Here is a 25,258-nt window from a genome sequence, read left to right as displayed (position 1 = left end):
AAAGAGCGGATAACGGCACGGCGAAGCCGGCGCCGGTGTTGAAGCCGCCGCCGGCTTACCGCTTAGTTGTAGCCCGGGTTCTGAATGATTTTACCGCCGGTGCGGTCGATTTCGGTTTGCGGAATCGGGCGCAGCACGTGGAAGTCCTTGATGTTGCGGGCGGCATCGGAGCCGTAGGGCCCTGCGGGAGCCGTCGTCACGCTGCTGCTCGGGGGCACCTTGGCGCGCACGCGCTCCACCAGTTTGTTGGTACGCACCAGGTCGAAGTAGCGCATCTGTTCGCCGCACAGCTCGCGGGCCCGCTCGTCGAGGATGAAGTCGATGTTGAGCTGCGAAGCGGTGATGTCCATCTGCGTTTTGCGGCCCACGGCCCCGGCCCGCTCGCGCAGCGTGTTGATTTGGCTCACGGCCGGGCCGGTGTTGCCCAGGTACATGTTGGCTTCGGCCGCAATGAGGTAGGTTTCGGCGAAGCGGTACACGATCAGCGGACGGTCGGAGGGGTTGTTCACGGCCGTGCGCGTCACGTCGTCGAACTTGTTCATCACCGGCGAGAACAGGTTGCTGTAACCGGCGGGCTCGATGACGGTAAACGGTCCGTTGGGGCGGGCCGCAATGCGGCTCTTTTCGGCTGCCGCGAGCGGCCGGCCGGTGTACCAAGCGGCGGTATCGCCGAGCACGGCGTTGGCGCGGCCGCCGTTGGCGGCGCCGGGGCCAGTCGAATTCACGCGGTACACGGTGGTAAACCACTTGCTGTAGCGCGTATCGGTGCTGCGCAGGCTGCGGCCCGTTTCGCCCGGCAGGATATAGGAGTCGAGCAGGAAGGGCGTGGGGCAGAAGCGGCCGTAGGGGCGGCCGTTCGGAATGTCGCGCGCCATGTTGGGCAGCAGGTCGTAGCGGCTGCGGAAAAAGAAGTTCGTCTGGTTGGCGCCGGTGGGCGAGAACGGGTCCTGACCGGTAAAGGTGGGGTCGGTGTTGAACTGCACGTTCATCAGCACTTCCTTGCCGTTTTCGTTGCCTTCGCGGAACACGTCGGCCACGTCGGCTTCCAGGTCGACGCCGTAGCGGGCCCGGTTGTTAATCAGGTCCTCCGCGTACTGCTTGGCCTTGGCGTAGTCGTCGCCCTGGCGGGCGGTGGAGGTGGCGCGCGTCAGGTGCACCTTGGCCAGCAGATGCAGGGCCGTGGCGCGGGTCACGCGGCCGGTGCCGGTGGCCGCGTAGCCGGTGGTGCGGTCGGGCAGGCTGTTGAGCGCGTCGGTCAGGTCCGCGATGATGGCGTTGTACACGTCCGCCTTCGGGGCGCGCGTGATGTCCTTGGTAGGCGCGTCCACGAAGCTGAGCATCAGGGGCACGTCGCCGAAGTACTGCACCAGCATGAAGTAGAAATTGGCGCGCAGCAGCTTGGCCTGCCCCACCACCTGGCTGATGGTGGCCGGGGGCAGCCCTTGCACGGTGCCGGCGTACTGAATCACGCCGTTGGCCCCGTTGATGTAGCGGTAGATGATGGCCCACTGGTTGGTCACGGCCGAGTTCTGCGAGTTCAGCAGCGCCTGGCTGTAGTCCTCGTAGCCCTGGGTGGCGGCAAAGCCGCGCATCCACTCGTCGGTGCCCTGCACGGCCATGTATTCGGCTTCTTCGTTGCCGTACACGTTGCGCAGGCCCGAGTACACGCCCGTCAGGCCGGCCTGCACGCCCTCGGGAGTGCCCAGGAACGAGGGCACCAGGATGGAGCGCGGGTTTTCGTCCAGCAGGTCCTTGTCGCAGCCGGCCACGGCCATGAGCAGCGCCAGTGCCGAACCAGTTAACAATACTTTTTTCATCGTCGAATGCGGGCGTCGGGCGCCCCGGGAAAGTTGAGGGAGAGGAATTAGAAGCCCAGGTTCAGGCCCACGATAAAGGCGCGGGTGGCGGGGTAGTTCACGCCGCGGCCGGCAGTAGTGCTGTTCACGTTGCCGTTCAGGTCGCCCTCGGCGAAGGCAATGCCGCTGGGGCCCGAGGCGGAGAAGCGCGTGGAGTAGGACAGCGCGTCGACGTCAATGGCTTTGTTTTTCTGGTAGAATTCCAGCGGCGACCAGATCAGCGGGTTCTGCACCTGCACGTAGAGGCGGGCGTTGCTCACGCGCACTTTCTCGGCCCAGCTGGCGGGCAGCGAGTAGCCCAGGTCGATGCTGCGCACCTTGATGAACGTGCCGCTCACGTAGGCCAGCGTCTGGCTGTAGGGCGGGAAGTCGCCGTTGCCTTGGCGGGGCTGCGGGAAGGCGTTGGTCGGGTTCTGGGGCGTCCAGTAGTCGAGGTTGATCTGGTTGCGGCGGCCTTCGAAGGTGGTGAAGTAGGAGTTGCCGAACAGCAGCGGATCGACGATGGTGGCCCCCACGCGCGTCAGGCCCACGGCGGTCAGGTCGAAGCCCTTGAAGCGCAGGCGCTGGGTCATGCCGGCCTCAAACTTGGGCTGGCGCGAGCCGATGATTTGCCGGTCGCCCGGGTCGATGGTGCCGTTGTTGTTGGTGTCCTGAATCTTGATCTGGCCGACTCGGGAATTGTAGCGGGCCGCGTCGGCGGCTTCGTTGGTCTGCCAGATGCCGCTTTTCTTGTAGTCGTAAATCACGTACAGCGGCTGGCCGATGAAGCGCTGGTTGCCGATGTCGCTCTTGGGGTTGCCGTTTTCGTCGTTGCCCAGGCCCAGGTCGAGCACCTTTTCGCGGTTCACCGTGAAGTTCCAGTCGGTGCTCCACTCAAAGCCGCTCGCCGTGCGCACGTTCACCGTGGTCAGGCTGATTTCCAGGCCGCGGTTCTGCGTCTGGCCGATGTTGCGCGTGAAGGCGCTGTAGCCGCTGGCGGTCGGCAGCGCGTCGGGCAGCAGCAGGTCGGAGGTGCGCTGCTGGTACACCTCCACCGAGCCGGCCACCCGGTTGTCAAAGAAGCCGAAGTCCAGGCCGAAGTTGGTGGTGGTGGTGTATTCCCAGCCCAGGTTCGGGTTCGGAATGGTGGCCGGCACCACCCCGATCAGGCCCGTGCCGCCGGAGTTGTAGTAGCCGTTGCCCAGCGCCGACTGCAGGGAACCCAGCGTCTGGTAGGGGTTGACGGCGGTGCTGCCCACCCGGCCCAGGCTGGCGCGCAGCTTCAGGGCGCTAACCCAGCCCCGGTCGCGCAGGAAGCTTTCGTTGGCCAGGTTCCAGGCCACGGCCGCCGAGGGAAAAGCCTTGTACTTGTTGCCCGGAGCCAAGCGCGAGGAACCATCGACGCGCACCGTACCGGTCAGGGAGTAGCGGTTGTCGAACGAGTAGTTGACGCGGCCCATGTACGAAATGATGTCGAACTGGCTCTGGTAGCTGTTCGGGGCCGTGGGCGTGCCCGCGCCGAGGTTGTTGTTGAGCTGGTAGTTGGTGGGCAGGTTTTGCGAGCCGGCCCCGAAGCCCTCCGCCCGGTATTCCTGGGCGCTGTAGAGGGCCGTCAGGTTCAGGTCGTGCTTATCGGCGAAGGTGCGGTTGTAAGTCAGGATGTTTTCGGCCAGCAGGTTGAAGGCCAGGTTCTGCGAGCGGGAGGCCGCGTTCTGTCCGCCGCCGCGGGCCGGGGTCTGCGAGGCGAAGTACGAGTCGTTGTTCTCCGAGCGCCCGTCCAGGCCGATGTTGAGGCGGTAGTCCAGCCCTTTCAGGATGTTAACCTGCCCGTACAGGCTGTTGAACGTGCGCAGGCGGCGGCGCTTGTCCAGGTGCGCGTCGGGAGTGTAGAAGGCCAGCGGGTTGCCCAGGGCCGTGTCATCGTTCGGAAAAAGCAGCGGAATGCCGTTCGCGTCGTAGGGCGAGGCCAGCGGGCTGCCCGTCAGGATGCCGTTGATGATGTTCAGCGTCGGGTCGTCCTGGTCGGTGTAGCTGTTGAGCGTGTTCAGGCCGATCTTGACGCGCTTGCCGATCTGCTGGTCCAAGGTGGCGCGCAGCGAGTAGCGCTGCAGGCGCTGCACCGGCACGATGCCGGTTTCGTCGTAGTAGCCGAGCGAGGCCGAGTACTGCGTCTGCTCCGTGCCGCCCGACACCCCCAGCGAGTGGTTCTGGATGTGGCCGTTCTGGAACAGCAGGTCCTGGTAGTCGGTGGTGCGGCCGGCGGCCAGGTTCTCCCGCTCGCTCTGGTTCAGGAAGCCCGGCGTGTTGTCCGGGTTGGCAATGCCGTTGGCCAGGTAGGCCTGCCGGCGGAAGTTGTAGTACTCCTGCCCGTCTTGCAGGTCGAAGAGGCCGTACGCGCGCTTCGTGCCGTAATAGGCGTTGTAGGTGGCGCGCGGGGCGCCCGCCTTGCCGCGCTTGGTCGTAATCAGGATGACGCCGTTGGCGCCGCGGGCCCCGTAAATGGCCGTCGAGGAAGCGTCCTTGAGCACCTCCAGCGAGGTGATGTCGTCCGGGTTCAGGTCGTTCAGGTTGCCGTCGTAGGGCACGCCGTCCACCACCAGCAGCGGGTCGTTGGAGCCGGCGAAGGAGCGGTTGCCGCGGATGCGGATGACCGGGTTCTGGCCCGGCGAAGAGCTGGCGCTGGAGATGTTCACGCCCGCCGCGCGGCCCTGCAGGGCCTGCCCGATGTTGGCCACCGGCACGTCGCGCAGCGCCTTTTCGTCCACCGAGGAAATAGCCCCCGTCACCTGGCTTTTCCGCTGCGTACCGTAGCCCACCACCACCACTTCGTTGATGTTCTGCACGTCCTCCAGCAGCCGCACGTCGACGGTGCTGCGGCCCCCTACCGCCACGCGCTGCGAGGCGTAGCCCACGAAAGAGTAGGTGAGCGTGGCCCCGCCCGGTACGCCCTGCAGGTTGTAGACGCCTTCGGAGTTGGTGGTGGTGCCCTGCGAGGTGCCGGCCACCACCACGCTCACGCCGGGCAGCCCCGAGCCGTCGGCCGCCGTCACGCGCCCCGACACGTTTTGAGTCGTTTGGGCCTGGGCGCTCTGCGGCGCCACGGCCAGGGTCAGCGGCAAGGCGGCCGCCGAAAGCAGCGGCCAGCTTAGCAGCAGCGCCGTTCTGCGTAAAGGTGTAGACATGGAAGTGAGAGTGGGAATTGTGGAAAGGTAGATCGGTTTGGGCTTGGGCGGCCGCAGCGCGCTAGAAGCCGATGGAGTTGCCGCCGTCGACGGGCAGCGAGACGCCGGTGATGTAGCGGGCCGCGTCGGAGGAGAGGAACACGGCCGCGTGGCCGATGTCCTCGGGCTTGCCGAAGGAGCCCATGGGCGTGCGGCGCAAGGCGCGGCTTTTGCGGTCCGGGTCGGAGTTCATGGCCGTGCGGCTCATCTCCGTTTCGATGAAGCCCGGCGCAATGGCGTTGACGCGCACGTTGTCGCCCGAAAACTCCGAGGCCAGCACCTTCACCATGCCCTCCACGGCCGACTTCGAGGCCGCGTAGGCCACCACGCGGTCGATGCCGTAGTAGGCCGCCATCGAAGAAATCATGAGGATGACGCCGCGGCGCCGCGCCACCATGCGCTGGGCGCAGGCCCGCGTCAGCGAAAACACCGCGTTCAGGTTGGTGTGGATGATGCGCGTGAATTCCTCGTCGGTGACCTGCAGCGCGGGCTTTTTCATGTTGATGCCGGCGTTGTTCACCAGCACGTCGATGGGTCCGTACGTGGCCTCGATGTGCGCCACCAACCCGTCGAGGGAAGGCAGGTCGCAGATGTCGTTGACGAGGTATTCTGCCCGTTCGCCCAGGGCTTTTTTGGCGTCCAGGAGCACGGCCTCCCGGCGGCCGGTGATGACCACCGTTGCGCCGGCCTGCACCATGCACCGCGCTATTTCCAGCCCGATGCCGCTGCCGCCCCCGGTCACCAGCGCCAGCCGGCCTTCCAGCGAAAACACCTGCTGGTGCGTCGGGTGGCCGGCCGGTCGCGGGCCTTCCTGCTCGGGCCGTCCGTTCGGGCTGATGAGTTCAACAAAGTTCTCCATGCGTAAGCGGTAAAGGGTGATGAATTCCGGGAAGGAGGTTAGCGCAGCTGGTAGAGCTCCACGAGGCGCTTGACGTCGGCCAGGCTGCGGGCGGGCGGGGCAAACGGCGCCGGAATGGGCCGCCGCGCCCAGGTCTGGAAGTAGAGCACGCACGCGTCGCGCCACCAGAGGGCTTCCTTGTGCTGGGTCTGCAGGCGGGCGGCCACGTCGGCGTGCAGGGCGGCATCTACCTGCGGCTGCACCTGCGCCCACTGTTGCTGTAGCCACCGCACCGAGTCGGCGCCGGTGTAGTAGCGGGTGCACAGCTCGTCCCAAAGGGTGCGGCCGGTGCTCAGCCGCTGGCGCCAGGGCACGTGATGAAACCACAGCAGGTAGTCCGGCGCAATCGTTTGCGCATTGCCCCACAATTGTTGCACTTCGGGCTTGTACAAGGCCAGCGCGTTGCTTCCCCGGGCCGTGCGGTCGAAGCCCAGGCCCACGGAGTCGGCGCGGTGGTAGTAGATGGACGTCCAGTCGGGGCGGGCGCTGCGCTCCAGCCAGGGCTGCGGGCCGTAATGGATGCTTTCGCCCATGATGTGGTGCAGGCCCAGCGGCGTGGTGTAGCGCACGTAGATGCTGCGCGTCTGCTGCAGCAGGCCGGCAATGGTCTGCACGGCGGCGGGCTCAGCGGTCAGCGTCTGCCGGGCCCATTCCTCGGCAATGGCCTTGGAGTCAAGCGTGTGGTCCCAGGCCAGGCGGCCGTAGGCGTACCAGTTGGCCTGCCCGACGGGGTGGCCGGTCCAGTTGCGGTCGGCGCCGATGTTGGCCACGCCCGCCATGCCGCTTACCGCGTGCCGGTCCACCGAGCCGTCGACCACGCGGGCCACCGTCGAGCCCTGGCCCTTGGCGTAGGTGTCCGCGTCGAGGCACTCCTTGATGAGCGGGGCCAGGTACACGGCGTGGGTAGCAAAGCCCAGGTACTCCTGCGTGAGCTGCACCTCCAGCATCAGCGGGGTGCGCGGCATGCTGCCGAACAGCGGGTGAAACGGCTCGCGGGCCTGAAAGTCAATCGGCCCGTTCTTGACCTGCACCAGCACTTTCGGCGCAAACTTGCCGTCCAGGGGCAGAAACTCCTCCGAGGCCGCCTTGAACCGGTCGCCTTTCGGATCGGCTTTGTACACGAAGGCCCGCCACATCACCAGCCCGTCGTGGCCCTGCAGGGCGGAGGCCAGCATGTTGGCGCCGTCGGCGTGGTTGCGGCCGTAGTCCTGCGGGCCCGGCTCCCCTTCCGAGTTGGCCTTCACCAGGAAGCCGCCGAAGTCGGGGATGATCCGGTAAATCTCGTCGGTTTTGGCCTTCCACCACTGCTGCACCTTGGGGTCGAGCGGATCGGAAGTGGGCAGCCCGCCGATGACCTTGGGCGCGGCCCAGAACACCGACAAATACACCCGGATGCCGTAAGGCCGCAGCACGCCGGCCACGGCGGCTACTTTGTGCAGGTACTCGGCCGTGAGCAGGCGCGGCGAAGCGTTGACGTTGTTGAGCACGGCCCCGTTGATGCCCACCGAGGCATTGGCGCGGGCGTAGTCGCGGTAGCGCGGGTCCACCACCTCCGGCAGCTCGTACCACTTCCAGATGGAAGAGCCCGCGTAGCCGCGCTCCACCGTGCCGTTGGGGTTGTCCCAGTGGTTGAGCAGGCGGCGCTGAATCTTCGGCACGCTGCTGATTTTCAGCCCGTCGAGCGGCTGCCGCGTCTGCACCTGCCGCAGCAGGGCAAAGGCGCCGTAGAGCACGGCCACGTCGCGGCGGCCGGTGATGACGAGGTTGTTTTTCTCGGAGTAGATGCGGTAGCCCTCCTCCCCCAGCCCGGCGTTGTCGGCCGCGGCGGCGTCTACTTTCAGGATGATGCCGCCCTTTTTGCCTTTGGCGTCGGCCAGCACGGGCACTGCCCGGCCCAGCAGGCCGCTCAGGCCGGTTTGCAGCTCTTCGGCCGCCACCTTTAGCGTGGCCGACTGCCCCGCGGCGCTGATAAACTGCGCCGCCTGCTGGTATTGCTTGCGTTGCCCGGCCTCCTGAATCAGGTCGTACTTCAGCCACAGCCGGTAGCCGTCGTCGGCCACGCCGCGGGTGGCGGCGCTGACGAATAGGCACAGCAAGAGCAGGCTGGTACGCAGGAACATAAGGGTGTGGGAATGCGGGGAGGGAAAGCGGAGGCAGGGCGCCGGCACCAGGCCGGCGGGAGTTCCGCGCAGCGGCGCGGGCGCAACAGTTCGGGGGAGCTTAGTTCAGCAGCCGGGCCGCGGCGTGGGCGGCCACGGCCGCATCGGCCGGCGCGGTGGGCGCCGCGTCGATGTCGAGGGAGCGGCGGATGCCCAGCTCCAGGCCGCGCAGCTCGGCCAGGCCGCGCAGGCGCCCGATGGCGGAGTAGCCGGGGTAGGCTTTCTTTTGCAGGTCGTCGAGCATCTGGTGGCCGTGGTCGGGGCGCATGGGCAGTTGGGGCTGCCCGAAGCCCTTGCGGTGGCGGCGCTGCTCCTGCAGCACCAGCTCGCGCACCACGGCGTACATGTCCACGTCGCCGGCGAGGTGGTCGGCCTCGTGGAAGTTGCGCGGGTTCTGCTCGCGCTTGGTGGCGCGCAAATGCACAAAGTGGATGCGGTGCCCCAGCCGGCGCACAATGCCCGGCAGGTCGTTGTCGGGGCGCACGCCCAAGGAGCCGGTGCAGTAGGTGATGCCGTTGCTGGGGTGGTCGTAAGCGGCCATCAGGGCCGTCAGGTCGGCTTCGGTGCTCACCACGCGGGGCAGGCCCAGCAGCGGGTAGGGCGGGTCGTCGGGGTGAATGCAAAGGTTTACGCCCACTTCGGCGGCCACCGGCCCCACCTGCTGAATGAAGTAGTGCAGGTTCTGGCGCAGCGCGTCGGCGTCGATGGCGGCGTACTGGTCGAGCAGCTGCTGAAAGCCCGCCAGCTCAAACGCTTCCTCCGAGCCGGGCAGGCCCAGCAGCACCGTGTTGGTGAGTTGCTGGCGCTCCGCGTCGCTCATGCGGGCGTACTGGTCGCGGGCCGCGGCAATGACCTGCGGCTCGTAATCGGCCGCGGCGCCGGGCCGGCGCAGGATGCACAGGTCGAACACGGCGAAGTCCTGCCACACGAAGCGCAGGGCGCGCGAGCCGTCGGGCATCTCGAAGCTCAGGTTGGTGCGCGACCAGTCGAGCACCGGCATGAAGTTGTAGCACACCGTGCGGATGCCGCAGGCCGCCAGGTGGCGCAGGCTTTGCTGGTAGTGCCGGATGTACTGCTCGCGGGCGGGCAAGCCTTTCTTGATGGCTTCGTGCACCGGCAGGCTTTCCACTACCAGCCAGTGCAGCGGTGAGTACTCACTATTGTCAGCCTCGATGAGCTGCTGCCGGGCCTGGATGGCTTCCACCGGCCACACCTCTCCTACCGGAATCTGGTGCAGAGCCGTGACGACCCCCGTGCAGCCAGCCTGGCGCAGCGCAAATAGGGAAACCGGATCGGACGGACCGAACCAGCGCATGGTGGGAAGCATACGCGTGCTTTGAAAAAATACAATTACCTAGCCACCTACCCATCTTACTACCGCAACTCAACGGGAAGCGTTGCGGGGGTGGGTGAGTGCTGACTTCTGTTCGAAGATAGGCGAACGTTTTTCGGAAAATCCAGTGATTAAACCGCTCATACACGCTGATTTCGAAATAAAAATACCGAAACCGTTTCCGCAAACGGTTTCGATAGGTATCTTTAGTTGCGGATGGGATAATTTTTTTTCCTCAGATTATCTTCAAATAATGAAAGGCTTCCCGCAAGCCTGCTCGCTCCTTCTGCCCACCGGATTTTTGAAAAATCCCATTCCCATTCCTACCCCTTATGATGAAGTGCAGCAAGTGCAACTCCCCCGATGGAGTGCAGCGCGCCGGCTTTATCCGCGGCCGTCAGCGGTTTTTCTGTAAGCTCTGCGACTACCACTTTATCGACCAGCAGGTGCCGCGCGTGCCCGAGCGGCGCCGCCACCAGACCACCATCAGCGACGTGGCCAAGGTGCTCGGCGTGGCCCCGTCCACGGTGTCGCGCGCGCTCAACGGCCACACCGACATCAACACCAACACGCGCTCGGCCATTCTGGAAGTGGCCCGGCAGCTCGACTACCAGCCCAACCTGCTGGCCCAGAGCCTAAAAAGCAGCGCCACGCACACCATCGGCGTGGTGATTCCCGACATCGAGCGGCCGTTTTTTGCCACCTGCGTGAGCGGCATTCAGCAGGTAGCGGCCGAGGCGGGCTACCGCGTGATGATTTGCCAGTCGAAGGAGTCCTACGAGATGGAAGTCAGCAACGTGCAGGCCCTGGTGGCCTCGCGCGTCGACGGGCTGCTGATCTGCCACTCCCGCGACACGGAAAACTTCGACCACGTCAAGCAGCACGCCAGCAAGGGCGTGCCCATCGTGCACTTCGACCGCGTGTGCGACGAGGTGAACAGCGCCCAGGTGGTGCTCGACGACTGGGGCGGCGCCTTCGCCGTCACCGAACACCTGATTCAGGAGGGCTGCCGCCGCATTGCCATCCTGGCCGGCCCCGAGTCGTTGCTGATCAGCCGGCAGCGCCTGGGCGGCTACCTCAACGCGCTGCACCACTACAAGCTGCCCATCGACGAGGCGCTGCAGGTGCACAGCAACTTCCAGCCCGAAGCAGCGCTGGCTGCCCTCGACCAGTGGCTGGCCCTGCCCGAGCCGCCCGACGCCATTTTTGCCATCAACTACCGCAACGCCTTCGACATCATCATGGCCCTGAAGCAGCGCGGCCTGCGCGTGCCCGACGACATTGCCGTGGTCGGCTACGGCGACGAGTTCCTGGCGGCCATGGTGGAGCCGGGCCTGACCACCGTCAACCTGCACCCCTACCGCCTGGGCCAGCAGGCGGCGCGGCTGTTTCTGGAACAGGTGGAACAGAAGGAGCGGTTTCAGCCCCGCACCTTCGTGGTCACCGGCGACCTGGTCATCCGGCAGTCTTCGCTGAAGGGCCGCGGCGGCGTCTTCTCGCTGGGCATCTGAGCGGCTGCTGGGCCTGGGCGTGGGCACCGCTTGCCGGCCTAGCGCCCGTGAGGTAAAGCAGGACTGCCCGGCCCGGAAACCGGGCCGCAGCCCTGTGGTATCCGAAGCTTTGCGTTCTTCGCGTTATCGGGCCGGCGCCCTGCGGCAGCCCCTCACTTACTTTCTCGTAGCTCAATGCTGGACTTGGTTATCGACGCGCGCCAGGCGGCCCTGGCGCCCGGTTTTGATGTGCGGCGCATTTTGCCGTTTCGCCAGCGGCGCATGGTCGGGCCGTTCATTTTCATGGACCACGCCGGCCCGGTTTCGCTCACCGCCGAGCAGGTGCCCGCCATGGACGTGCTCCCCCACCCCCACATCGGGCTGTCGACGGTCAGCTACTTGTTTGGCGGGCAGGTTACGCACCGCGACAGCCTGGGCGTGGAGCAGATCATCCGGCCAGGCGAGGTGAACTGGATGACCGCCGGCCGCGGCATTGCGCACTCCGAGCGGTTCGAGGACCCGGCGGCGCTGGTGGGCGGCGCGCTGGAAATGATCCAGACCTGGGTGGCGCTGCCCGAGGCCGACGAGGAAAGCGCCCCTGCCTTTACCAACTACCAGCCCCACGAGCTGCCCGTCTTCACCGACCACGGCGTGTGGATGCGCCTGATTGCCGGCGACGCCTTCGGGCTGCGCAACGACGTCAAAACCCACTCGCCGCTGTTTTACCTGCACGTGGTGCTGCAACCCGGGGCGCGCTTTGGGCTGCCGCGGGGCCACCAGGAGCGGGGCGCTTACGTGGCCAAGGGCCGCGTGGAAGTCGGCGGCCACCGCTACACGGCCGGGCAGCTGCTGGTGTTCACGCCCGGCCTCGACCCGGTGCTGCTGGCCCTGGAGCCGAGCACGCTGATGCTGCTGGGGGGCGAGCCGCTAGGCGAGCGGTTTATCTGGTGGAACTTCGTGTCCTCGCGCCGCGAGCGAATCGAGCAGGCCAAGGCCGACTGGGAGGCCGGTCGCATCGCGCTGCCCCCCAACGACAACGCCGAGTTTGTGCCCCTGCCGCAGGACCGTTCGCGCCCCGCCGGCTCGGGCGGCACGCCTCCGCAGCCCCAGGCGCTTTCCTGAACTGCCCCCAGGACCCGGCCACCTGCTATTGGCGGCCGGGTCCTGGGGGCAGTCACCATTCTGCCGGGGCTGAACTGGCAGGCGCTACAGCACCAGCTGCACGTGCAGGCGGTCGAGGGCGGCGGCGGCATCGGCGCAGAGGCCGGGGTGCACGGGCGAAGTCTGCAGCACGGTGCTGCGCTGGGCGGTAAGCCAGCGAAACCGCTCGGCGGCGCCTAGCCGGCCGATGGCGCCGCCCTCGGGCCGGCCGCGGCAGATCTGCTCGAAGGCCCGCAGGCGCAGCGCCAACTCTTCCAGGTCCAGCGCGGCGCCGGCAAAGGCCCGCAGCCGGGCCTCCGAGAGCTGGAAACGACACTGCAGAAAGCCCTGCGCGCGGCAGTAGAGCACCACGCCCACGTTCAGAAACTCCTCGCGCTCCACGCGCGGCACCACGCGCAGAACGGCGTACTCAAATAAGTGCTTGTCGGGCATGCTCGGCTTCCTCCACAAAGGTTTCTGATGCCCGGAGGCGGTCTTCCAGGAATTGGACGTAGGCGGCGCGCTGCTCCTCGGCCGATTTATCGGGCTCCAGCAGCCACTCGTCGGGCACCAGGGCCACGATGGCGCGCAGCACCTCGGGCGTGAGGCGGGCGCGGCTTTCGGCGTCGACGGTGGCCAGCTCGGTGGCGCGGGGCAGCAGCACGTGGTCCTTGATCTGCGGAAACACCCGCCGCCGCGGCTCGGCCCAGCCCGGGCCGCTGTGGTGCACGTACAGCGCCGCCCCGTGGTCGATGAGCCACAGCTCGCGGTGCCACAGCAGCAGGTTGGTGTTGCGCACGGTGCGGTCCACGTTCAGGGTCAGCGCGTCGAGCCAGACTACCTGCGAGGCCAGGCGCGGCGCCACGGGGGCCACCAGCGGGTCGTAGGTGCTGGCGCCGGCCAGGAAGTGCAGCGCCAGGTTCAGGCCGGTGCTGGCGCGCAGCAGGTCCTGGATTTCCTCGTCCGGCTCGGTGCGCCCGAAGGCCTCGTCCAGGCCGATGAACACCAGCTCGGGCACGCGCAGGCCGAGCACCCGGGCCAGCTCGCCCACGATCAGCTCGGCCACCAGCGCCTTGGGGCCCTGGCCCGCGCCGCGGAACTTCACCACGTACAAAAAGCCGTCGTCGGCCTCCACGAGGGCCGGCAGCGAACCGCCTTCGCGCAGCGGGGTGACGTAGCGCGTCACGTCGACGGTTCTCAAAGAAAGAGCACTTACCTGCATATGAAGCCGGAAAATTAAGGAATCGGCGGCGCACCCGCCGGCCGGTGCTTCCCGCATACGGCGGAGCTGGCGCAGGCAGCCGTCCGGCTGGCCGCATAACTGTGCGCGTGGCACACGTATACGCGAGAAAAACCAGCCTACTGCCATGCGTCCCAGCCGTCCGCGCCGCCTGCTTCCCCCGGCCAACTCGAAATACGTCATCATTGTCCTGGTCATCGCGCTGATCTTGATCTGGCTGGCCGAGCGTTTCGGCTGAGCTGCCCGGAACTGCGCGGCGCAGGCGACCATTTCGGCCGCTGGCGCGGGGCCGGGCAACGCCGGCCCTGGGAATGGAGTATTGCGCAGACGCCGGGCTGCCGGCTCCTGTGCTTATTTAGGCCCGGCCGGTGTGGCTGGGCCGCATTCCTCGCTGCCGCATGAGATTTAAGAATAAAGTTGCCATCGTCACGGGCGGATCGGGCGGTATTGGGCTGGCCATAGCCCAGCGGCTGGCCACCGAGGGCGCCCGCGTGGTGCTCATTGGGCAGGATACCGACAAGCTCGAGGAAGCGGCCGCGGCTACGCGACAGGCCGGAGCCCCGGAGGCCTGGGCCCGCGTGTGCGACGTGGCCGACGAGGCCCAGGTAGAGGCCACCGTGGCGGAAACGCTGCAGCGCTTCGGCCGCCTCGACGTCATCGTGAACAACGCCGGCCGGATGGACTTCAAGCCGCTGGAAGAGCTGAGCGGCGCCGACTGGCTGGGCACCCTGAACGTGGACCTGCTCGGGGCTTTTTACTTTATCAAGCAGGGCTTCCGGCACCTGCCGCCGGGCGGCAGCATCGTCAACGTGTCGAGCATCCACGCGGTGGTAACCAGTCCGCTGGTGGCGCCCTACGCGGCGGCCAAGGCGGCGCTCAACTCCCTCACCCGCAGCGCCGCGCTGGAGGGCAAGGCCAAGGGCTTGCGCATCAACGCCGTGCTGCCCGGCGCCATCGACACGCCCATGCTCTGGGAAAATCCCAATGTGAAAAGCGGCGCCGAGCCGCTGGACCCCGCCGATGTGGGCCGGCCCGACGACGTGGCCGCCGCCGTGGCCTTTCTGGCCTCCGACGAGGCAGCCTTCGTGCAGGGCGCCGAAATCCGCGTCGACGGCGGGCGGCTCGCGCGGCTTTAGCCCGCCGCCTGCGTAGGTTAGGGCCCTCCGCCTCACTTCATTTCCTTTATGCCATGCTCCCCTTCCCTTTCCGTGCCGTGCGGCTGCCGCACCATGTTGGTTTTCTGGCGCTGCTGGCCGTGGGGCTGACGGCCGCGCCGGCCTGGGCGCAGCAGCCCGCGCGCCGCGCCGCCGTGGCCTCCTACCCCGCCGGACCGGGCTTCAACGCCGCCGGCTCCGATGCCCGCGCCATCGGCCTGGCCGACACCGTGATGCAGGCCATGGGTGGCTACCAGAACTGGCAGCAGACGCGCTTTCTGGCCTGGGAATTCTTCGGCGAACAGTACCAGGTGTGGGACAAGCACACGGGCGACTTTCATTGGCAGAAGGGCGACCTGTCGGTCAACTACAACCTGAACACGCGCACCGGCAAGGCCTACAAGGCCGGGCAGGACATCAGCGCGACCGAGGAAGGCCAGAAGCTGCTCACCAGCATGTACGCCGTGTGGGCCAACAACTCCTGGTGGCTGATCATGCCCTTTAAGCTCAAGGATTCCGGCGTGACGCTGACCTACAAGGGCCCGGCCCAAACGCAGATCGGCGCGCCGGCGCAGGTGCTGCAGCTCACCTTCGAGAAGGTGGGTGTGACGCCCGAGAACCGCTACGAAATCCTGGTGAACCCCAAGACCGGGCTGGTGGAAGAGTGGGCGTTTTTTCGCAAGGCCAGCGACCCGGCCCCGTCGTTTCGCCGGCAGTGGACCGATTACCGCCGCTACGGGCAGATCGTGCTTGCCGCCGACCGCACCGACGGCAAGGACGGGCGCCGGCTGCAGCACCTGGCGGCCCGGCAGACCGTGCCCGCGGGCCTGATGCAAAGCCCGACGCCCGTGGCGAAGCTGGAGTAGCCCGCGCCAGGGCGGCTTCCAGCCTCAGCCGGCGGCGGGCAGCACCAGCACCGGCAGCGGGCTTTCGAGCAGCACCTGGGCCGTGACGCTGCGGTGAAACAGCCGCCCGCAGAAGCTGCGGCCGCGGGCCACGACGGCCACCGCGTCGAAATCAGCCGGCTGGGCCGCTTCCAGGATGGCCGCTACCGGATCGGCGGCCACCACGCAGCGGGTGCGCACGCCCGGCAGGTCGATGGCCAGGCCCGTGCGCAGTACCGAATCTTCGATGGACGCCAACGCCGACGGGGAGTGGGTGACGGGCGAGCTGTGCAGCAACGTTATTTCGGCTTGCAGGGCGCTGAGCAGGTGCCGGGCCGTACCGGCGTGCTCCCCCAGGGAAAACGGCTCTCCGTCGACGGCCAGCAGGATGCGCCGCGGGCGTGTAGGCCGGGCCACGTTTGCCGGCACCACCAGCATGGGGTAAGGCGCCGTGCGCAGCAGCAGCGCGGCCGTGTCCGTCACGGGCTCGTCATCGGGCTTGGCCTCGGCGGTGCGGCCGAGCACGAGCAGGGCCGGGTGGTGGCGGCGCAGCGCGTCGGGCACGACGGCCGGCAGCGGGCCGTAACCGACCTCCGCCACCACCGGCACGGGCAACTCGCGCGTGAGGCAATTCAGGGCCAGGGTCAGCGCTTCGGGGCTCAGGTTGGTTAGCGACGGGGTTTCGTGGCCGGCCTGCTCGCGCACGTGCATGAGCACCAGCCGCGCGTGCAGGGGCACGGCCAGGTTGGTGGCATAATCCAGGGCGCGGTCGGCCGCGCGGAAGAAATCGGTGAGAACCAGCAAGGACAGAGGCATGGGCGACAGCAGGAGGCGTGTGGGCACTGCCCGTGTAAGGTAAGCAAGGCCTCGGCGAAAAAAGACGTCGACGGTCTTCGCCGGCAGTGACATATATCATGTTTTGGGCCTGCTCGGCCCGGTATACTTGCCCCATGGAAAGCGCGACCGGCCCGCGAGGCCTGCCGCGCCGGCTTCGTTTCGCCTCACGCCCGCTTGCTTTTTCGCTATGCCAACGCCCGCCCGCTACTGCACTCCCCCGCCCCACGCCTGGCTTTCCCGGCCGCTCACGGCCACGGCGGCCCCCGCCGCGCCGCGCCGACCGGCCGCCGATGCCGACGCGGCGCAGCAGGCCCTGGCCGAGCGGCTGCCGCTGGACGTGCACCTGACCTTTCTGGGCGCCGCCGGCTGCGTGACGGGCTCGAAGTACGCCCTCACGCTGAGCAGCGGCCCGCGCCGGCAGCAGTTGCTCGTCGACTGCGGGCTGTTTCAGGGCCTGAAGGAGCTGCGCCTCCGCAACCGCGAGGAACTGCCGCTGGAACCCGCCGACCTGGCCGCCGTGGTGCTCACCCACGCCCATATCGACCACAGCGGGTACCTGCCCAAGCTGGTGCGCGACGGTTTCGGCGGCCCCATCTACTGCACGGCGGCCACGGCCGATTTGCTCGCCATCCTGCTGCTCGACTCGGCCCGGCTGCAGGAGGAGGAAGCCGCCTTCGCCAACGAGGAAGGCTACTCCAGGCACCATCCGGCCACTCCGCTCTACACCGTGGCCGACGCCGAGCGGGTGCTGCCGCTGCTGCGCGCGGTGCCCTACAACCAGCCGGTGGACGTGGCCGAGCGCGTGCGCGTCACGTTCCGCGACGCGGGCCACATCCTGGGCTCGGCCCTGGTGGAAATGACGGTGCAGGGCGCTACCCAAGCCAAGAAACTCGTGTTTTCCGGCGACCTGGGCCGCTACGACAACCCGGTGCTCTTCGACCCGACGCCGGTGGCGGAGGCCGATGTGCTGGTGGTTGAATCTACGTACGGCGACCGGCAGACGCGCCTGCAGGACCCCGCCGCCGAGCTGGCCCGGGTAGTCAACGAGGCCGTGGGGCGCGGGGGCGTGCTGCTCATCGCGGCCTTTGCGGTGGGCCGCACCCAAACGCTGCTGCACTACCTGCGCCAGCTGCGCCGCGAGGGCCGCGTGCCGGCGGTGCCGGTGTACGTCGACAGCCCGATGGGCGTGCGCGTGACCCACCTGTTTCGCCACCACCCGGCCGCCCACCGCCTCGGCTTGGGAAGTCCCTTCGACTTCGACGGGCTCACCTTCGTCACCGACCAGCAGCAGTCCAAGGCCCTGAACCGGCTGCCGGGGCCGGCCATCATCCTATCGGCCAGCGGCATGTGCACCGGCGGGCGCATCGTGCACCACCTGCACCACCGCCTGCCCCGCGCCCAAGACACCCTGCTGCTGGTGGGCTACCAGGCCGAGGGCACGCGCGGCCGCAGCCTGCAGGAGGGGCAGAAACAAATCAAGATGTTCGGCGACTGGGTGCCGGTGCACTGCCACGTGGCCGAGCTCGACGGCTTTTCGGCCCACGCCGACCGCGGGGAGCTGCTGCGCTGGCTGCGGGGTTTCGAGCGGGCCCCCAAGCGCACCTTTGTGGTGCACGGCGAGCCGGCCGCGGCCGCCAGCCTGGCCCAGACGCTGCGCACCGAGCGCGGCTGGCACAACGTGGTGGTGCCCGAATACCTGGAATCCGACGTGCTGTTCACCGGCCTCTAAGCCGCTGCTGCTTTTCCCGTGCGCCACTCCGCCGCCGCTCACCCCGCGCCCTCCACGTTTGTCAGCGCCTGCTCCGGCCGCGAGTTTCCGCTGAGCGAACGGGTGAGCGGCCGCAGCCTGCGCGCCACCCTGCTGGCCCTGGTGCAGCAGCAACACCCGCAGTTCGGGCCCGACGACGCGCTGGCCGTGAGCGAGCTGAACCACTTCCGCCGCCAGTACCTGCAGAACTACCTGCTGCGCGAGGTCGGCGACCTGACGGAGCTGGAGCAAACCGTGCTCGACCACCTGCAGGCCCGCAGCACCCTGACCGACAAGCTCGAAGACGACGCGGACCCGCTCACCCTGGGCCAGCGCCTGGCCGACCGCATCGCCGATTTTGGCGGCAGCTGGCCCTTTATCCTGTCGTTTTTCGGGGTGCTGCTCACTTGGATCGGGCTGAACGCCTGGGTGCTGCGCAACCGCGGCTTCGACCCCTACCCGTTTATCCTGCTGAACCTGCTACTCTCCTGCCTGGCCGCGCTGCAAGCACCCGTCATCATGATGAGCCAGAACCGGCAGGAGGAAAAGGACCGGCAGCGCGCCAAGAAAGATTACATGATCAACCTGAAGGCCGAGCTGGAAATTCGCATGCTGCACGAAAAGCTCGACCACTTGCTGCTGCACCAGCAGCAGGACATGCTCGAAATCCAGCGCATTCAGGTAGACATGATGAACGACATCCTGGCCCGGATGGAGGCGCTGCGCCCCCATGTCCGCGCCTCCTAACCCTCCGCCCCATGCACGTCACCGTTTTCAGCGCCCACGCCTTCGAGCTGCCCTACCTGCAGGCGGCCGCCCACAGCCAGCACACCCTCCGCCTGGTAACGGCTCCGCTCTCCGCGGCCACCGCCGCCCAGGCCGCCGACAGCCAGGCCGTGGCCATTTTCACCAGCGACGATGCTTCTGCCCCGGTGCTGGAGCAGCTGGCGGCTTTGGGCGTGCGCTACGTGGCCGTGCGCGCCGCCGGCCACGACAACGTGGACCTGGCCGCCGCTGCCCGCCTGGGCCTGCGCGTGGCCAACGTACCCGAGTATTCGCCCTACGCCGTTGCCGAACACGCCGTGACGCTCATGCTGGCGCTGAACCGGCAGCTGCGCCGCGCCGACGAGCAACTGCGCCGCCGCGATTACCGGCTCGACGGGCTGGTGGGCTTCGACCTGCACGCCAAAACGGTGGGCATCGTCGGCTGCGGGCGCATCGGCGGCGTAGTGGCCGACATCCTGCGGGGCTTCGGCTGCCGGCTGCTGGGCTACGACGTGCAGCCCGACGCGGCGCTGAGTGCCCGCACCGGCCTGCGCTACGTGCCGCTGGCCGAGCTGTGCGCCCAGGCCGACATCATTTCGGTGCACGCCCCGCTCACGCCCGCCACGCGCTACCTCATCGGGGCCGAGCTGCTGGCCGGCCTGAAGCCGGGCGCGATGCTCATCAACACCGGCCGCGGGGCCGTGCTCGATACCCGCGCGGCCCTGGCGGCCCTGCGGTCCGGGCAGCTGGGCTACCTGGGCCTCGACGTGTACGAGCACGAAAAAGGGCTGTTTTTTCAGGACCACTCCCAGGAGCCGGCCGCGGATGCGCTGCTCGAGGAACTGCTGGCCGAGCCCAACGTGCTGGTAACCGGCCACCAAGCCTTTTTGACGCGGGAAGCCCTGACGGGCATTGCCACCACCACCGTCGACAACCTGAACGCGTGGGCGGCCCGGCAGCCCGCCGCCCACGAGCTGCAGCCCGCGGCGCCCCACCTGCTGCCGGCCTGAGCCAGCGCTGGCACTTGCGGGGGACCCGGAACAACGCCAATCAACCCTTCCTTCCCATGACGTACGCTGCTTCTTTGTTCCGCCCAGGTGCCCGGTGGCAGCTGCGGCTGCTGGTCTGGGTGCTGATGCTGGGCTGGCAGCGGGAGGCCGTGGCACAGGCATCCACCCCCGGCTGGCAGCTGGCCATGCCCACCCCCGGCCAAGTCACGGCTACGGCCGCCGGGCCCCTCGGCGACGTGTACCTAACGGGCTGGTTTCAGGGCTCGGCCAGCTTCGGCAACACCACCCTGACGAGTACCGGCGGCTTTCCGGACGTGTTCGTGGCGAAGTGGAACGCGGCCGCGGGGCGCTTCGACTGGGCCTTGCAAGGCGTCGGAGCCCACGCCGACCGGCCCGCGGATGTGGTTGTGAGCGGCAACAACGTGTATGTATACGGGGAGTTTTTCAGCCCCGACCTCAACTTTGGCGGCCAAAACCTGCACAACGCCAGCTCAATGGGGGCGCCCGCCCCGTCCATCAGCAGCGACCTATTCGTCGTCAAGCTCTCGGATGCGGGCAGCAGCGCCAGCGTGGTCTGGGCCGAGCGCGCCGGCAGCGGCTGGGATGACTACGCGACGGCCCTGAGCGTCAGCGGCAGCAACGTGTACGCCACCGGGTATTTCAGCGGGCTGTACACGTTGCTGGGCACCAGCCGCCTGTTCAACGCCGGCGCGCTGGCCAACCCCGACGGCTTCGTGGCGAAGCTCCTCGACGCGGGCAGCAGCGGCCGCTTTGCCTGGGGCCTGTCCTTCGGCGGCCCCGACTACGAAGAGAGCCTGGACGTGGCCGTCGGCAGCAGCGCCGTGTACGTGGTCGGCACCTTCACCAGTCCGAGCCTGACTTGGGGCACCACCACCCTCACGCGTTTGGGCAGCGACGACAGCTTCGTGGCGAAAATCGTGGACGCGGGGACCGGCGGCAGCCCGGGCTGGGTGCAGCGGCTGGGCGGTACCAGTTCCGACGTCGCCGCCGCCGTAGCCGCCAGCGGCAACCACCTTTACGTGGCCGGCAGCTTCACCAGCGCCTCGCTGGTGCTGGGGGGCACCACGCTGTCCAACGCCGGCGCGACCAACACGGCCGAAGTGTTCGTGACCAAGCTCACCGATGCAGGCAGTACGGCGGCTTTCGCCTGGGCTCACCGCGCTGGTGGCGCCAGCAGCGAATTTGTACGGGGAATAGCTCTCAACGGGGCCGGCGTGTACCTCACGGGGGTCCTGGGCGGTGCGGCCGCCGATTTTGGCAGCACGACGCTTGTTAGCGCGGGGGGCACCGCCGATGTGTTCGTGACCCGTCTCACCGACGCGGGTAGCACGGCGGCCTTTGCCTGGGCCGCTTCGGCGGGCGGCAGCAGTGTCGACCACCCCAGCAGCGTGGCCGCGGCGGGGACCCGCGTGTACGTGTGCGGCGTCGCGGTAGCCCCGGCCCTCTTCGCCCCGCTGACCCTAACGTCCTCGGGCGGTTTTCTCGCCGCCGTGGCCGATCCGGTGCTGGCCGCAGCCCCAGCCCGGCGGCCGGCGACCGTGGCGGTGTATCCAAACCCGGCCCGGGAATACATCGACGTAGCCCTACCCGACTGGCCAGCCGGGACGCGGCCGCCCACGCTGCTGCTGCACGCGGCCGACGGCCGCGTGGTGCGCACGGCCACGCTCCCGCGGCAGCCCGGTCAGCGGCCGTTTCGCCAGCCGCTGGCTGGGCTGCCGCCCGGCCTGTACCTGCTGCAGGTGACAACCGGGACCGTACACCTCACGCAGCACGTACGCGTACACTAACCAAACTACCGGCGGTGCGGCCATTCGCGTTCTTTCTGACCCTTGCTCTGCTGCTGCCCCACCCGTGCTCGGAGCGGCCGCGGGCCCAGTGGCGGGCGGCGCATGCGGCGGCTCACCAAACGCCCGCAGACCCGGTAGGCAGCCGCATTCGCCGCCTGCTCCAAGCAGCCGACCCCGGTTCAGCGGGTGCGGGCCAGCCTTGGCAAAACCTGCCGGAAGTTCAGGCATTTTACCAGCGCGACTCCACGCCGGCCTGGACCCGCGCCGCCGGGCCTACGCCCGCGGCCCGCGGCCTGCTCGCGCTGCCGGCGCAGGCCTCTGCCTACGGCCTGCAGCCGACGCACTACGCCCAGGCCGCGCTGCAGGCCACCCACGATTCGCTGACCGCGCCGGGTGCTTCCGCCGACAGTGCCCGGGCGGCCTGCCGGGCCCGCTTCGACGTGGCCCTGAGCGACGCCGTGCTCACCTTCATGCGCGACCTGCACCGCGGACGGCTACGCCCGGCCGTGCCCTCGCCGCTGGAGCAAGGCCGGGGCGGCGCGTTTCGGCCCGCCCAACGGCTGCGCCAGGGCCTGGCGGCGGGGGGGCGGCCGCGGCCGTGCTGGCCTGCCAGCCACCGCACCGCGAATACCGCCAGCTGCAGGCGGCCCTGGCCCGGTGGTTGCGCCGGCCCGTGCCGCCCGATTCGGCCGCGGCCTTCCGCACCCGTTACGAGCAGGTGGCGCTCAACCTGGAACGCTGGCGCTGGGAAGCCATTCCCGATTCCGAGTACGTGCTCGTCAACCTGCCCGCCTACGAGCTCTACGTGGTACGCGCCGACAGCGTACACCGGCGCCACCGCGTGGTAGTGGGCAAACCCGAAACGCCTACCCCCACGCTCAGCAGCCGCATCCGGTATTTCACGCTGGCCCCCGACTGGCACGTGCCGCGCTCCATCGCCACCCGGGAGATTCTGCCGCACCTGCGGGCCCACCCCGGCTATCTGGCCCGCCACCACTACCTCCTCTACGACCAGCAGGGCCACCTGCTCGACCCGTACCGAATCAACTGGGCGCAGGTATCGGCGCGCGCCTTTCCCTACACCATCCGCCAGTCGGCCGGCTGCGACAACGCCTTGGGCAACGTGGTGTTTCGCTTCACCAACCCTTATGCGGTGTACCTGCACGACACGCCCATGCGGCAATTCTTCGAGCAGCCGCGCCGCGCTTTTAGCCACGGCTGCATACGGTTGGAGCGGCCTCTGCAGCTGGCGGCTTACCTGCTGCAGCGCGAAGGCCGCGCGGTGCGCCTTCCTTCGGAAACGGAGTGCGCCCGGCAGTCCCGGCCCCGCCACGTGGCGCTGCAGCGGCCCATGCCGCTGCACGTACGCTACAGCACGTGCGCGGCCGAAAACGGGCAGCTACGCTTCTACCCCGATGTGTACCAGCGCGATGCGCACCTGCGCCGCGTCCTGTTCGCCCGGCGCCCGCCCTTCTGAGTCTGGCACGGACCGGGGCGGCTGATTCCTGCCAAATGTGGCCGCAACGGGTGACGTAAATCATTGTCGGCGCCCCCCGGGGATGCCACTTTTGCTCAGCGACTGGCCGAGCCGGCAACGTTCTGCACAGCCCAAAGCTCGCCTTTGGCCGCCGCGTCTTTCGTCTTACTTTCTTCTTTCCGCAGTCATGACCCAAAACCGCCTTCAACCGCTGCCCACGCCGGTACCCGCCGCAGAAAACCCGGCTTTTTCGTTGATCGTGCTGGCCAATTTCCTACCGGCTTCGCACCGGGCCATCCGCTATGCCGCCGAACTGGCGGCTCCCCTGGGGGCGCAGCTGGTGCTGCTGCACGTGCAGGAGGTGTCGGAGCTGGAAGGCGAGCTGCTGCCCCAGTCGGAGGAGCGCGACGGCGACCTGCTGGTGGCCGTGCAGGCCCTGGCCGACGAGGCTTACGTGCCCACCAGCGTGGAACTGGTGCCCGATCTGCAACTGGCCACCGCCGCGCAACTGGCCAAGCGCTACGCCCCGGCGCTGTTCGTGCTCGGCCACGCCGCGGACCCCGCCGCGGAGGGCGAAGTCAGTGCGGCCGTGCTGCAGGTGCTGCGCAGCGGGGAGTTTCCGCTGCTGATAATTCCCCAGACCTACCAAGGCCCCGTCACCCCGACCCGCGTGCTGGTGGCCGCCGACGGCGAGCCGTTTGCCCTGGCCAAACCCACAGCCGCCCTGCAACTGCTCGGGGCCCTGGAACCCCGTATAACGGTGGTGACGGTATCGGCCGTGGAAGACGACCAAGTATGCGCCGCCGCGCTGCAGCAAGTCAAGGACAGCGGCCTGGCCGACGTGGCCGCCCATGTGGTGCCGGAGGCCATCCACCACGCGTACCCCGTCGAGGGCTTGCTACAAGCCGTGGCGCTGACCAACGCCGACCTCGTCGTGCTCATTGCCCGGCCCCGCAGCTTCCTCAGCGCCATGTTCCACCGCAGCGTCACCAACCGGCTGCTCGACCGCTGCCCGGTGCCCATGCTGCTGCTGCCCGGCGCCGATGCCACCAGCTGAACCGGCCCGCGCTACGCCGGCGACGCCGTTCGGCCCACCCCAGGGCGGCCAACCAGATAAGTAGCCGGCAGTAACCGTAGTCTTCCGGGCGTCCTGCTGAGCTCCGCACAGCAGGACGTTTTTTCTTCCCGATCATGGCTGCATCATCCCTTAATGCTCGGCCCAAAACAACCGCAGCCTACCGGCCGTCCTGCTGAGCCCCGCGAAGCATCTCTACCGCTTGGCCGGGCTCGTTCAACGAAGCGGTGCAGGTGCCTGGCTGGCGCCTGGGTCGGCCAGCGGACGCCTTACGAAGCAAGGTGTGCGCTACGGTGTACTTGTTTGTGCGCAAGCGCTCAATTCGCACGATTATCCTTCACGTTCAATGACATAAGTCATCGAACCCAGCTTATACTTATCATTTTTATACTGGCGTATTAGCCGCAAGTTTGGCTTGCGCTTCGGCTCGCCCATGCGGGTCCTCCGCCGCTGCGTGGCACTCGTGTTCCAGCGCAGGTTTGCGCTCCGCGCGGCGGGCATCCGCCGCTCCCGGTTCCGCCGGCCGCAGTTGACAGCCGCCTTCACGGGCCTCTATCTGGCGGGCTAGCCCCAGCCTATTACCAACCGGGGCACTTGATCATTTTCGGGCGGCACGCCGGCTTCGGCGTCCGTGATTTTGGCCGCCACCGCGGCGCTCCTGCCCGGCCACGCCGCCGCGGCGGCCTCTTCCCGGCCGGCCGTTTTTTCACCCTCAACTTCCTTGTCACTCATGGCCCAGAATGTAGGTTCCTATGACCGCGTAATTCGCATTGTGCTGGCGGCCGTGCTGGCCAGCGTACTGCTGGAGCAAGACCTGAGCGGCCCCGTGCTCCTGGCCTGGCTGGTACTACCGCTGGTGTTGCTGATTACGGGCGTCGTCGGGTATTGCCCGATATACGGCTTGCTCGGCTTCAGCACCCACCGCCCCTGGCAAAGCTGAGGCGCCGCGGCGGGGCCAACCACCCGGACCCGCCGCGGCGTCTTCGCGGCCACGCCCCACTTTCCGGCCCGCCTGGCATGGCCACTTGCCGTGTAACCGCTGCGGTCCGATGGGCCCGCTACCGCGGCCAACGAGCACCAGCTTGCCCGCATGCGGGGCATTGCCGCGACGCGACTCGATGTGGCAACGCAGGAGGCGTCGCGCGGGCCCTCGCGGATTTCACCGACACCTTGCTCTCCCTCGAC

At 68.0% G+C, this 25,258-nt stretch carries 20 protein-coding genes and 1 pseudogene; 12 read left to right on the top strand and 9 right to left on the bottom strand.

Features of this window, described 5'->3' with window-relative positions:
* Positions 1-62: 62 nt before the first annotated feature.
* The 5 genes from ACYVKQ_RS10850 to uxuA all read right to left on the bottom strand — a co-directional run bounded on the left by ACYVKQ_RS10850 (position 63) and on the right by uxuA (position 9,440).
* On the bottom strand, positions 63-1,817 hold the full coding sequence (locus tag ACYVKQ_RS10850) for a RagB/SusD family nutrient uptake outer membrane protein (RefSeq protein WP_460578181.1): 1,755 nt from the start codon (positions 1,815-1,817) through the stop codon (positions 63-65).
* A 47-nt stretch (positions 1,818-1,864) separates the two neighbouring features.
* Positions 1,865-5,017, bottom strand: coding sequence for a SusC/RagA family TonB-linked outer membrane protein (locus ACYVKQ_RS10845; protein WP_460578180.1), 3,153 nt, complete (start codon positions 5,015-5,017; stop codon positions 1,865-1,867).
* Positions 5,018-5,078: 61 nt separating this feature from the next.
* Complete coding sequence (locus ACYVKQ_RS10840) at positions 5,079-5,915, bottom strand: SDR family NAD(P)-dependent oxidoreductase (protein WP_460578179.1); 837 nt, start codon at positions 5,913-5,915, stop codon at positions 5,079-5,081.
* Between the two features lie 38 nt (positions 5,916-5,953).
* Positions 5,954-8,074, bottom strand: a complete 2,121-nt coding sequence (locus tag ACYVKQ_RS10835) for an alpha-glucuronidase family glycosyl hydrolase (protein WP_460578178.1) — start codon at positions 8,072-8,074, stop codon at positions 5,954-5,956.
* A gap of 100 nt (positions 8,075-8,174) precedes the next feature.
* Positions 8,175-9,440 carry a mannonate dehydratase gene (gene uxuA, locus ACYVKQ_RS10830; protein ID WP_460578177.1) on the bottom strand — a complete coding sequence of 422 codons (1,266 nt, stop codon included), beginning with the start codon at positions 9,438-9,440 and terminating at the stop codon, positions 8,175-8,177.
* A 338-nt stretch (positions 9,441-9,778) separates the two neighbouring features.
* Between uxuA and ACYVKQ_RS10825 the strand changes: the two genes are divergently transcribed.
* A complete protein-coding gene (locus tag ACYVKQ_RS10825) occupies positions 9,779-10,957 on the top strand; it encodes a LacI family DNA-binding transcriptional regulator (RefSeq protein ID WP_460578176.1) in 1,179 nt (392 codons plus the stop codon).
* Positions 10,958-11,131: 174 nt separating this feature from the next.
* On the top strand, positions 11,132-12,058 hold the full coding sequence (locus tag ACYVKQ_RS10820) for a pirin family protein (RefSeq protein WP_460578175.1): 927 nt from the start codon (positions 11,132-11,134) through the stop codon (positions 12,056-12,058).
* A gap of 84 nt (positions 12,059-12,142) precedes the next feature.
* On the opposite strand, the gene ACYVKQ_RS10815 is transcribed toward ACYVKQ_RS10820, so the two are convergent.
* The gene (locus tag ACYVKQ_RS10815; protein WP_460578174.1) at positions 12,143-12,529 is read right to left on the bottom strand and encodes a DUF3037 domain-containing protein; all 387 of its coding nucleotides are present in this window, start codon (positions 12,527-12,529) and stop codon (positions 12,143-12,145) included.
* Positions 12,507-13,298, bottom strand: a complete 792-nt coding sequence (locus ACYVKQ_RS10810) for a HipA family kinase (protein ID WP_460578173.1) — start codon at positions 13,296-13,298, stop codon at positions 12,507-12,509. Before ACYVKQ_RS10810 ends, ACYVKQ_RS10815 begins: the two co-directional genes overlap by 23 nt.
* A gap of 416 nt (positions 13,299-13,714) precedes the next feature.
* Between ACYVKQ_RS10810 and ACYVKQ_RS10805 the strand changes: the two genes are divergently transcribed.
* The gene (locus ACYVKQ_RS10805; RefSeq protein ID WP_460578172.1) at positions 13,715-14,452 is read left to right on the top strand and encodes an SDR family NAD(P)-dependent oxidoreductase; all 738 of its coding nucleotides are present in this window, start codon (positions 13,715-13,717) and stop codon (positions 14,450-14,452) included.
* Positions 14,453-14,505: 53 nt separating this feature from the next.
* On the top strand, positions 14,506-15,336 hold the full coding sequence (locus ACYVKQ_RS10800; protein WP_460578171.1) for a hypothetical protein: 831 nt from the start codon (positions 14,506-14,508) through the stop codon (positions 15,334-15,336).
* 24 nt (positions 15,337-15,360) lie between these two features.
* Here ACYVKQ_RS10800 and ACYVKQ_RS10795 read toward each other — a convergent pair whose 3' ends face one another.
* A complete protein-coding gene (locus ACYVKQ_RS10795; protein ID WP_460578170.1) occupies positions 15,361-16,170 on the bottom strand; it encodes a universal stress protein in 810 nt (269 codons plus the stop codon).
* 208 nt (positions 16,171-16,378) lie between these two features.
* Here ACYVKQ_RS10795 and ACYVKQ_RS10790 point away from each other — a divergent pair, with 208 nt between their 5' ends.
* From ACYVKQ_RS10790 to ACYVKQ_RS10760, 7 genes and pseudogenes are all read left to right on the top strand, one after another.
* A complete protein-coding gene (locus ACYVKQ_RS10790; protein ID WP_460578169.1) occupies positions 16,379-17,920 on the top strand; it encodes an MBL fold metallo-hydrolase RNA specificity domain-containing protein in 1,542 nt (513 codons plus the stop codon).
* Positions 17,921-17,938: 18 nt separating this feature from the next.
* Entirely contained in the window at positions 17,939-18,685 is a 747-nt protein-coding gene (locus ACYVKQ_RS10785) for a DUF1003 domain-containing protein (RefSeq protein WP_460578168.1), read from the top strand.
* Between the two features lie 11 nt (positions 18,686-18,696).
* On the top strand, positions 18,697-19,713 hold the full coding sequence (locus ACYVKQ_RS10780) for a 2-hydroxyacid dehydrogenase (protein WP_460578167.1): 1,017 nt from the start codon (positions 18,697-18,699) through the stop codon (positions 19,711-19,713).
* A 56-nt stretch (positions 19,714-19,769) separates the two neighbouring features.
* On the top strand, positions 19,770-21,521 hold the full coding sequence (locus tag ACYVKQ_RS10775) for a T9SS type A sorting domain-containing protein (RefSeq protein ID WP_460578166.1): 1,752 nt from the start codon (positions 19,770-19,772) through the stop codon (positions 21,519-21,521).
* 14 nt (positions 21,522-21,535) lie between these two features.
* Positions 21,536-22,081: pseudogene (locus ACYVKQ_RS10770) on the top strand (L,D-transpeptidase scaffold domain-containing protein); the annotation flags it as partial.
* 38 nt (positions 22,082-22,119) lie between these two features.
* On the top strand, positions 22,120-22,998 hold the full coding sequence (locus ACYVKQ_RS10765) for a L,D-transpeptidase family protein (protein WP_460578165.1): 879 nt from the start codon (positions 22,120-22,122) through the stop codon (positions 22,996-22,998).
* Positions 22,999-23,185: 187 nt separating this feature from the next.
* Positions 23,186-24,055, top strand: coding sequence for a universal stress protein (locus tag ACYVKQ_RS10760; protein WP_460578164.1), 870 nt, complete (start codon positions 23,186-23,188; stop codon positions 24,053-24,055).
* A gap of 582 nt (positions 24,056-24,637) precedes the next feature.
* Here ACYVKQ_RS10760 and ACYVKQ_RS10755 read toward each other — a convergent pair.
* Positions 24,638-24,805 (bottom strand): hypothetical protein, encoded by a 168-nt coding sequence (locus ACYVKQ_RS10755; protein WP_460578163.1) that lies wholly within the window; start codon positions 24,803-24,805, stop codon positions 24,638-24,640.
* Between ACYVKQ_RS10755 and ACYVKQ_RS10750 the strand changes: the two genes are divergently transcribed.
* The gene (locus tag ACYVKQ_RS10750; protein WP_460578162.1) at positions 24,804-25,013 is read left to right on the top strand and encodes a YgaP family membrane protein; all 210 of its coding nucleotides are present in this window, start codon (positions 24,804-24,806) and stop codon (positions 25,011-25,013) included. The genes ACYVKQ_RS10755 and ACYVKQ_RS10750 overlap by 2 nt on opposite strands.
* The last annotated feature ends 245 nt before the right edge of the window (positions 25,014-25,258 follow it).

The sequence above is a fragment of the Hymenobacter coalescens genome (genome assembly GCF_054783195.1).
The sequence above is the reverse complement of the archived record's forward strand: the minus strand, read 5'-3'. Positions and strand labels throughout refer to the sequence as shown.